The organism is Bradyrhizobium sp. (assembly GCF_035484855.1).
Lineage (GTDB): Bacteria > Pseudomonadota > Alphaproteobacteria > Rhizobiales > Xanthobacteraceae > Bradyrhizobium.
In genome coordinates this window covers 18,517-27,657 of sequence record NZ_DATHOP010000269.1, presented here as the reverse complement: position 1 = coordinate 27,657, position 9,141 = coordinate 18,517, and the positions used below count along the sequence as shown (strand labels likewise).

General features: G+C 62.8%; 8 protein-coding genes. 6 read left to right on the top strand and 2 right to left on the bottom strand.

Annotated elements, in window-relative coordinates:
- Window positions 1-125: 125 nt before the first annotated feature.
- Both VK804_RS30635 and VK804_RS30630 read right to left on the bottom strand, forming a co-directional pair.
- On the bottom strand, window positions 126-413 hold the full coding sequence (locus tag VK804_RS30635; RefSeq protein WP_325752028.1) for a hypothetical protein: 288 nt from the start codon (window positions 411-413) through the stop codon (window positions 126-128).
- Between the two features lie 183 nt (window positions 414-596).
- Window positions 597-1,367: an SDR family NAD(P)-dependent oxidoreductase gene (locus VK804_RS30630; protein ID WP_325752027.1), complete on the bottom strand. Its 771-nt coding sequence runs from the start codon at window positions 1,365-1,367 to the stop codon at window positions 597-599.
- Between the two features lie 502 nt (window positions 1,368-1,869).
- On the opposite strand from VK804_RS30630, the gene tolQ reads away from it, so the two are divergent.
- The 6 genes from tolQ to VK804_RS30600 all read left to right on the top strand — a co-directional run bounded on the left by tolQ (window position 1,870) and on the right by VK804_RS30600 (window position 8,898).
- Window positions 1,870-2,583 (top strand): protein TolQ, encoded by a 714-nt coding sequence (gene tolQ / locus VK804_RS30625; RefSeq protein WP_325752026.1) that lies wholly within the window; start codon window positions 1,870-1,872, stop codon window positions 2,581-2,583.
- A 51-nt stretch (window positions 2,584-2,634) separates the two neighbouring features.
- Entirely contained in the window at window positions 2,635-3,081 is a 447-nt protein-coding gene (locus tag VK804_RS30620; protein WP_325752025.1) for a biopolymer transporter ExbD, read from the top strand.
- Window positions 3,082-3,089: 8 nt separating this feature from the next.
- On the top strand, window positions 3,090-4,031 hold the full coding sequence (locus tag VK804_RS30615; protein ID WP_325752030.1) for a protein TolA: 942 nt from the start codon (window positions 3,090-3,092) through the stop codon (window positions 4,029-4,031).
- A 19-nt stretch (window positions 4,032-4,050) separates the two neighbouring features.
- A complete protein-coding gene (gene tolB, locus VK804_RS30610) occupies window positions 4,051-5,415 on the top strand; it encodes a Tol-Pal system beta propeller repeat protein TolB (protein ID WP_325752024.1) in 1,365 nt (454 codons plus the stop codon).
- A gap of 235 nt (window positions 5,416-5,650) precedes the next feature.
- Window positions 5,651-7,981, top strand: a complete 2,331-nt coding sequence (locus tag VK804_RS30605; protein ID WP_325752023.1) for a putative bifunctional diguanylate cyclase/phosphodiesterase — start codon at window positions 5,651-5,653, stop codon at window positions 7,979-7,981.
- A gap of 176 nt (window positions 7,982-8,157) precedes the next feature.
- Window positions 8,158-8,898, top strand: coding sequence for an N-acyl amino acid synthase FeeM domain-containing protein (locus VK804_RS30600; RefSeq protein ID WP_325752022.1), 741 nt, complete (start codon window positions 8,158-8,160; stop codon window positions 8,896-8,898).
- Window positions 8,899-9,141 lie beyond the last annotated feature (243 nt).

Genomic DNA, 9,141 nt, shown 5'->3' with positions numbered 1-9,141 from the left:
GATCGCCTACAACCTGATCCGCATCCCCAAACTGGCTGCAGCCTAGCCAACAGACCTCAAACTCCCCAATACGCCATCCCAACAACCGAACCCCAACAGAAAAAACGCCTCATTCTTTACGTTTTTCAGCGGACTGCTAGGCTGTTCCAATCCGCGCCAGGCGCGTAAGTCCACCCATGGGCGTGCTGCACGCTTTCAGCGGCGAAGGCGTTCGGGAAAGCCTTGCGGGCGGTTTCGAGTTTTGTCTTGTGGTTTCGCGGTGGTTCTTGCCCGCCGTGGATCAAAAGCGCCGAGAGCATGGCATCCACAGCCGAATAGCCGTCGGCCACCGCTTGGCGCGGCGTTCCAGAAAACTTCGCGTGGTGTGCGTACTGCTTGGCAAGCGCAAGCTGCAGCAAAACTTCCTCTTTCATGGTGGGCAATCCAATGGAAGGACAGCCCCTAAAATGGGAACTGCAAATGTTTCGAACAGGGCAGCGGTCCGCATTTTTCGGCACAACAGCGAATTTCCGCTTTGCGCCAACGGACATTGGATTGCGACCAGAAAGCCGACACTGGCAGGTGATCAAAAGCCGATGGCGTTCGCAGCGCGCCGACTAGCTCAGATGCACTCCCGAGAGTCGGCCGCAGGTTTCGAGCAGGGCATTCTGAACCTTCGCATCGCGGGCGGCCGCATTCGGCTCGCGGAGTTTCTGGTGATAGAAATACGCTCCTGTCGACAGCGCTAGCTTGTCGTCGCTGACCGCGAGCCAGGCTTGGGTGACCGGGGCCTTGCGCATGTCGTCCGGAGCGCCCGGCCCGCCCATTTTGGTCGGCACCCATCCGGGCTCCAGCGCATTGGACAGCACCTCCGGCCAACGCCTGGCGACGGCGAAGGCGAGCGCCACATCGTAGAACTTGCTCTCGGCGTAGGCCGAGGAGCCTTCCCACCGCCGCGCGGTCCAGAGCATGTCGTCGAGGCGCGGGCTTATCCCGTGATGCATGCCCGAGCTGAGATAGACGAGCCGGTCCGGCCGCTCGATCAGGGCCGTGAGGATATAGGGCGCGAGCACATTGATGGCGAACACGTGCGATGCGCCGCTTTGGGTGTCGATCCGCCGGGGCTCGCGATAGCCGACGCCGGCATTGTGGATCACCGCGTCGAAGCGCCCCAGCGCATTGACCTGTGCGGCAACCCGTTTGGTCGCTTCCACGTCGGACAGGTCGCCGGCGACCGCGTGCTCGGCGCCTTTAGCCGCGGCCAAAGCCGCCTTGGCGCGCTCCGGCTTGCGGCCATGCAGGAGCACCTGATGACCCTGCCGGATCAGGATTCTGGCGGCCGCCAGTCCAAGACCGTCGGACGAGCCGGTGATGAAAACCTTGGCCATGTCTAATCCTCCGAGGTTTGGGCGGCAACCAAGATGGTATCTAAATACCACAAATCCGCTTAGGGCGGGATAACCTCGTTGCCCAGGCGCAGCAAGGCAAGACCGCGGCAAGCCGGGTCCATTCTACTTTGCATGGGGTTGTTTTCGCGATTTTTTGTCCAAGCCCTCCGGCAGGAGCGTTATGCCGCGTGCGGCACGGGCGAGCCGCGTCAAACGGTCCCGATCGAGCTGCCGCCGCCCCATTTCCGGCATCCCAAATCCCCCTTGGTAACCGGGTATTAACCATGCCTAGCGTCTGGTTGGAGGCGTTATGACGCGCGAAAAGCCCTCGTTTTGACATGTTGGCAGGGGATGCAGGCCTCGGCTTTGGACGGGCCTCCCATGCGACACAAAACAAGGCTCCCGCGCTGGCGATGACAGCCGCGCCGGACGCGCGTCTGTGGAACCGGCAGCCATTTGCGCTCCGAGGATTTGGGACACTTGCGTTGAGAGGACACCGCTTATGAATCCGGCCGACGTGGCTCAGTCAGCCCTGCCGATTGCATCCGCCGACGTCTCGCTGATCACCCTGTTCCTGCAGGCGGCCTGGATCGTGAAAGGCGTCATGCTGGGCTTGCTGGCCTGCTCGGTCTGGGTCTGGGCGATCGCGATCGACAAGATGATCCTGTATTCGCGCACCAAACGGGCCATGGACCGTTTCGAGCAGGCGTTCTGGTCGGGCCAGTCGATCGAGGAACTCTACCGCGCGCTGTCGGCCAAGCCGACGCAGTCGATGGCGGCCTGTTTCGTGGCGGCGATGCGCGAGTGGAAACGCTCGTTCGAGAGCCAGGCGCGGTCCTTCGCCGGCCTGCAGATGCGGATCGAGAAGGTCATGAACGTCTCGATCGCCCGGGAAATCGAGCGGCTGGAGCGCCGGCTCTTGGTGCTGGCCACCGTCGGCTCGGCCGGCCCCTTTGTCGGCCTATTCGGGACCGTCTGGGGCATCATGTCCAGCTTCCAGTCGATCGCGGCCTCGAAAAATACCTCGCTGGCGGTGGTGGCTCCCGGCATCGCGGAAGCGCTGTTTGCCACCGCGATCGGCCTGATCGCCGCAATTCCGGCGACAATTTTCTACAATAAGTTCACTTCCGAGGTGAACCGGCAGGCCCAGCGCCTGGAGGGCTTTGCCGATGAATTCTCGGCCATTTTGTCGCGCCAGATCGACGAACGGGCGTAGGCGGCGGTATTGAGCGGCGGTATAGTGTGAGCGCAGCATGAGCACCCGATCATGGCGATGAACATGGCAGGTTCGTCCGGTGGCGGACGCCGCGGCCGGCGTCGCGCCGTGATGTCGGAGATCAACGTCACCCCGATGGTGGACGTCATGCTGGTGCTTCTGATCATCTTCATGGTGTCGGCGCCGCTGTTGACGGTCGGCGTGCCGCTCGACCTGCCGCAGACCCAGGCCAAGAGCCTGGAGCAGGACAAGACGCCGCTGCAGCTTTCGGTCGATGTCAGCGGCAAGGTATTCATCAACGATACCGAAGTTCCCATGAATGAGTTGATCCCCAAATTAAAGGCGATCACCGATGCCCGCGGCGGCCTGGACGAGCGTATCTACATGCGGGCGGACAAGAAGGCGGACTATGGAACCGTGGCGAGGGTGATGGGACAATTGTCCGGCGCAGGCTTCAAGCGGCTGGCACTGGTCACCGAAGTCGATCAGGGGCACTAGAGGTGAATGTGAAGGTCGACAAGACATTCATTGCGTCCGTCGCGCTCCACGTCCTCGTGATCGGATGGGGACTGGTATCCTTTTCGACGCGTTCGCTGGAGGCGCCGCCGCCGGAATCGATGCCGGTCGACATCATTTCGGCCGATCAGCTTTCGAAGATCACCGCCGGCATCAAGACCGGGGAAAAGGACAAGCCGAAGCCGCTGGTCGAAAAGGTCGCCGACGCCACGCCGGTCGACGACAATGTCGGCAAGATCACCAAGAAGGAAGCCATCAAGACCAACGCCGCGCCCGATCCGACGCCGCCGGTGGAAAAGCCGGTCGAGAAGAAACCGGACCCGCCGAAGCCGGTCGCCGAAAGCAAGCCGAAGGAAGAGCCGAAGCCGGTCGAGAAGAAGCCTGATCCGGCCAAGGTCGATCCGATCGCCGAGGCCTTGAAGAAAGACGAGGCCAAGAAGCCCGCGCCGAAGCCGGAAGCCAAGGCCTCGCCGCCTCCGCCGGTCAAAAAGCGCGAATACAAATTCGACGCTGAAACCATCGCGGCCCAGATCGACAAGCGCGATCCGAGCCGGCAAGCCATCACCGGCGCGGTGCTGAACTCATCGGCGTCGCTCGGGACCACGCGCGGTACTGCGGCAAGCATTTCGCAGTCCGAACTTGACGCCTTGAGGGCGCGCCTGGCGAGCCTGTGGAATGTCCAGCCGGGCATCGATCATCCGGAGGAATTATTCGTCACGGTCCGAATCCGACTGACTCCGGATCGCCGCCTCGCGGCACCCCCCGAGGTGGTCTCCACCGGAACCTCGCCGCGCTATCAAGCTGCGGCGGATGCCGCGGTCCGGGCCGTCCTGCGAGGTCAGCCGTTCACGATGCTGCGAGACGAGACCTACGAGCAGTGGAAATACATGGACATCGATTTTGATCCCAAAGAAATGTTCGGCAATGGATGATTTTGAAATTGAGCCAGCAATGTCCGTGACATCGCTTTCGCTTGCGCCGCCGCCGCTGACCCGACGCGCCGCCCTGATCGGCGGTGCGGGAGCCGCCGCCGGCTTGCTGTTGCCGAAGCAGGCCGGGGCTCAAACCCATCTGCAAATTACCGAGGGCACCGTCGCGCCGCTGCCGATCGCGATCCCGGATTTTGTCGCCGGCACGCCGGCGGACGCGGAGGTCGGCGCCGGCGTTGCGGGTGTCATCACCAACAACCTCAGGCGCAGCGGCTTGTTCGCGCCGATCGATCCGGCCGCCTTCATCGACAGGATCGTCAACGTCGACGCCGCGCCGCAATTCCAGAACTGGAAGACCATCAACGCCCAGGCCCTCGTCATTGGCCGCATGACCCGACAGGGTGACGGGCGTCTGAAGGCTGAATTCCGCCTGTGGGACGTGACCACCGGTCAGCCACTCGACGGCCAGCAATATTTCACCTCGCCGGAATACTGGCGCAGGATCGCGCACATCATTTCCGACCGGATCTACGAGAAGCTGACCGGAGAGAAAGGCTATTTCGACAGTCGCGTGGTGTTCGTCGACGAACAGGGCGCCGCCGAGCGGCGCATCAAGCGGCTGGCGCTGATGGATCAGGACGGCGCCAATGTGCGCTATCTGACGCGCGGCACCGACCTGGTGCTGACGCCGCGGTTCTCGCCGTCGAGCCAGGAAATCACCTATATGGAATTCGGCCAGGGCGACCCGAAGGTCTACCTGCTCAACATCGAGACCGGGCAGCGCGAGATCGTCGGCAAGTTTCCGGGCATGTCGTTCTCGCCGCGGTTCTCGCCGGACGGCCAGCGCGTGATCATGAGCCTGCAGCAGGGCGGCAATTCCAACCTGTTCGTGATGGATCTGCGCTCGACATTGACCACGCGGCTGACCGACACGCCGGCGATCGATACCTCGCCCTCCTATGCGCCCGACGGCAGCCGCATCTGTTTCGAATCCGACCGCGGCGGCAAGCCGCAGATCTATGTGATGGCGGCGACCGGCGGAGCCGCGCAGCGCATCTCCTTCGGCAAGGATGACACCAACGCCAGCTATTCGACCCCGGTATGGTCGCCGCGCGGCGACTACATCGCCTTCACCAAGCAGGGCGGCGGGCAGTTTTCCATCGGCATCATCAAGCCGGATGGCACGGGCGAACGGATTCTGACAAGCGGGTTCCATAACGAGGGACCGACCTTTGCGCCGAACGGCCGCGTCATCATGTTCTTCCGCGACCCCGGCGGCACCAGCGGACCCTCGCTGTTCACCGTGGACATTTCGGGCCGCAACGAACAGAAGGTGCCGACCCCGGGCTTTGCGTCCGACCCGGCATGGTCGCCGCTGTTGTCCTAAAGGTCGGGCGGACTGCGAAGGGACGGGCGGTCCGGCGTCGTCTGCCGGTCCGCAACACTCCCGCTCCGTCCAAGGCCTTCCGCCGCGGCCGGCAAGCCTTGCCTACCCTGCTGATTTGTGGGGCAGATTTTTGTGAGCCGTGGCGGAAAACAACGTCTCGGTAACGATGTTCCCTCAGAAAGACTTCATCTGCGACGGGTAGAAGTACGGACCGAACAGGACGCGTACCACCCAAATGCAGCTCGCAGGTCAGAGCGACGAGACCGATCAGAAAATATCGCCGTCGATTTACGCGGCGCTGGTCGATTCGCTTTTTCAAACTCCGGCGCCGCTGCTGGCGGGCGCCGCCATGGTGGCCATCGCGGCGGCCATGACGGCCATCAAGACCGGGCTGGTTCTGCTCTGGCCGTGCGCGCTGTTTCTCGCCGTGAGCGGCGCCGCCCGCGCGTTCGACATGCACTGGTACAAGGCGCGGAAATCCGCCCTGACGGCCAGCGCGGCCGCGCGTTGGGAGGTCCGCTACCAGATCGGGGCGATGGTCTATGCGCTGGCGCTCGGGACCTGGTGCGCGGTCGCGCTGTTGTGCAGCGACGATGCCGTGGTTCACATGATCTGCGTTTCCGTCACCACCGGCTATGTCGCGGCCGGCGCGGGCCGCACCTATGGCAGGCCGTGGATCTTCCATGTCCAGATTGCGCTGGCCTGCGGCCCGTGCGCGGTCGCGCTGATGCTGCGTGGCACGCCCTATTATATCGCGATGGGGGTCGTCAGCGCCGTGTTCTTCCTGGCGCTGAAGCAGATCTCGACCAATCTGCAGCGGATCTTCGTTCAGGCGCTGGTGGCGAGCGAGCGCGAGGCGGCGCTGGCGAGCCAGTTCGATACCGCGCTGAACAACATGCCGCACGGGCTGTGCATGTTCGCCGCCGATGGCCATCTCGCGGTCATGAACCACCGTTTCAGCGAGCTCATGAACCTGTCGGACGATGTCGTGCATCGCGGCGCCAACGCGCCGGAAATCGTCGACGCCTGCGTCACTGCCGGGTCGATCTCGGCGGCAAGCGGAAGGATGATCCTGTCCGAGATCGAGAATTCGCAGGCCCGCGACATCACCACCACCGATCCCGACATCGTCAGAGGCCGATCGCTGTCATGGACATTCCAGCCGATGGCCGGCGGCGGTGCCGTCGTGTTGCTGGAAGACGTCACCGAACGGCGCAACGCCGAAGCCAGGATTGCCCATCTGGCGCGCTATGACGAACTGACGGCGCTTCCCAACCGCGTCAATTTCCGCGACGAGATCGAGCGCCTGCTGGCGGTTCCGCACGATGCCAAGCAATTGTCGGCGCTATTGTTCGTCGATCTCGATCAATTCAAGCAGGTCAACGATACGCTCGGTCATCCCTGCGGCGACCAGTTGCTGTGCGCCGTCGCCGACCGGCTGCGCGCGATGCTGCGCCCGGAGGACTTCGTCGCGCGCTTCGGCGGCGACGAATTCGTGGTGTTCCAGCAGAATATCGAATCCGCCGAGCAGGCCGCCACGCTGGCCCGGCGAATTGTCGATCACCTGAGCGAGCGCTACAAGATCGACAATCATCTGGTCGAAATCGGCGCCAGCGTCGGCATCGCGATGGCCTCGGCGGCCATCAGCGCCGACACCCTGCTGAAGAACGCGGACATGGCGCTCTATCGTGCCAAGGCGGACGGCCGCGGCACCTTCTGCTTCTTCCGCGACGAACTGGCGCAGATCGTCGAGGCGCGGCGCATCCTGGAACTCGACCTGCGCAAGGCGCTGGCCAACGAGGAATTCGAGCTGTTCTATCAGCCGCTGGTCAACCTCAAATCGGGGCGGATCGCGACCTGTGAAGCGCTGCTGCGATGGAATCACCCGATGCGCGGCACGGTTTCCCCGGTCGATATCATTCCGGTCGCCGAAGACATGGGCCTGATCGTCGATCTCGGCCGCTGGATCCTGCGCAAGGCCTGCATGGAATGCATGAAGTGGCCCGAAGGCGTCAGCGTCGCGGTCAATTTTTCGCCGCAGCAGTTCCACCAGCGCGACGTCTTGAGCGAGGTTCGCTACGCGCTCGAGGTTTCCGGCCTGCCCGCGAACCGTCTCGAGATCGAGATCACCGAATCGTCGCTGTTGCGCAATACCCAGCTGACCCACGACGTGCTGTCGCAGCTGCGCGCCATCGGCGTGCGGATTTCGCTCGACGATTTCGGCACCGGCTATTCGAGCCTGAGCTATCTGCACAATTTCCCGCTGCAGAAGGTGAAGATCGACCGCTCCTTCCTGGAAGGCATCGACACCGATCGTCCGCTGACGCTGCTGCGCGGCGTGGCGCGGCTGTCGGCCGATCTCGGAATGTCTGTCGTGGTCGAGGGCATCGAGACCAACGAGCAACTGGAGCTGATCAGCGTCGACGGCACGGTGTCCGAGGCGCAGGGCTATCTGTTCAGCCGGCCGGTGCCCGCGGTGCGGGTCCGCCAGTTGCTGAACGCCTCGCACGGCCGCCGGATGCCGGACGAGCCGGTGCTGACCGTGGTCTCGCGATCGATCGCATAATCAGTCTGATGGAGCCGGCCGGGAAATTTTCTTCCCTCAATCGACGCTACGGCACGGCGTATGCACTGTAGCGGGCGGTTAACCCTAACCCAGCGATTGCTTTGCCTTTTCGTTAAGAAGATGTTAATCTTTTGATCCACGCGCATAAGTTGTTTGGAAGTCGTAAGGAGTATCTAATGAGGTCCGCGGCCGAATCGACCAACGCGGCTTTTGGACGAAGTGTGGACCCGCTGGATCAAGTCGATTATCGACTGGCGCAAACGCCGGAAGAGAAAGAAGCCATCTACAATCTGCGCTACCGCGCCTATCTGCGCGAGGGCGCGATCCGGCCCTCGGCCGACCAGCGCGTGGTCGATCAATTCGAGGATGCCCCCAACGCCTGGACCTTCGGCGTCTATTTTCAGGGCGAGCTCTACAGTTCAATTCGCGTGAGCGTGCTGACGTCGGAATGGCGGATGTCGCCGTCGATGGAACTGTTCGGCGAGGTCCTGCACCCGAGGCTCGATCAGGGACAAATCATCATCGATTCCACCCGCTTTGTCGCCGATCCCGACAAGGCGCGCAGTTTCCCGGAGCTTCCCTACGTGACGGTGAGGCTTGGCTCGATGGCCGGCGTTCATTTCAATGCCGACTTCGGACTGGCCATCGTTCGTCCCGAGCATCAGGCGTTCTACCGCCGGGTGTTCCTGCACGAAACCTGGTGCGAGCCGCGGTTATATCCGGGTCTGGTCAAACCGGTCGGGTTGATGGCGTCGCATTTGCCGACGGTGCGCGAGAGGGTTCTGGTCCGCTATCCGTTCCTGCGTTCGAGCGCGTTCGAACGGCGGATGTTGTTCGACCGGCCGACTGAGTCCACCGCAGCGGCGAACCCGGCCGTCCCTGCGTTCGAGCAGCCCTCGATCGTTCCGCAGTCCTAGAGCGGGATGATTTTTCTTCGAATCGTCATCCCGCTCTAGCTTTTTGATTGAGCATGATCTTTTCGGAAGACCGGTGTCCACTTTTCCGGATCATGCTCTAGCATCAAGCTTTGGGTTCCCGCCCTAGGTGCCCATTTTGCGGACAGCTGTTGCGCATCGGCCTCGGATCGACCCTAAAATGGGCCATCCCCGCGCTATCCCTGCTTGCTTTCACCCTCGCGCCACATTTACAACCCATTAACC

Bases quoted from the DNA above. Each gene is read 5' to 3' on its own strand.
- tolQ (WP_325752026.1), top strand. From the start codon at position 1,870: ATGAATCCGGCCGACGTGGCTCAGTCAGCCCTGCCGATTGCATCCGCC.
- VK804_RS30630 (WP_325752027.1), bottom strand. From the start codon at position 1,367: ATGGCCAAGGTTTTCATCACCGGCTCGTCCGACGGTCTTGGACTGGCG.
- VK804_RS30635 (WP_325752028.1), bottom strand. From the start codon at position 413: ATGAAAGAGGAAGTTTTGCTGCAGCTTGCGCTTGCCAAGCAGTACGCA.
- VK804_RS30620 (WP_325752025.1), top strand. From the start codon at position 2,635: ATGGCGATGAACATGGCAGGTTCGTCCGGTGGCGGACGCCGCGGCCGG.
- tolB (WP_325752024.1), top strand. From the start codon at position 4,051: ATGTCCGTGACATCGCTTTCGCTTGCGCCGCCGCCGCTGACCCGACGC.
- VK804_RS30605 (WP_325752023.1), top strand. From the start codon at position 5,651: ATGCAGCTCGCAGGTCAGAGCGACGAGACCGATCAGAAAATATCGCCG.
- VK804_RS30600 (WP_325752022.1), top strand. From the start codon at position 8,158: ATGAGGTCCGCGGCCGAATCGACCAACGCGGCTTTTGGACGAAGTGTG.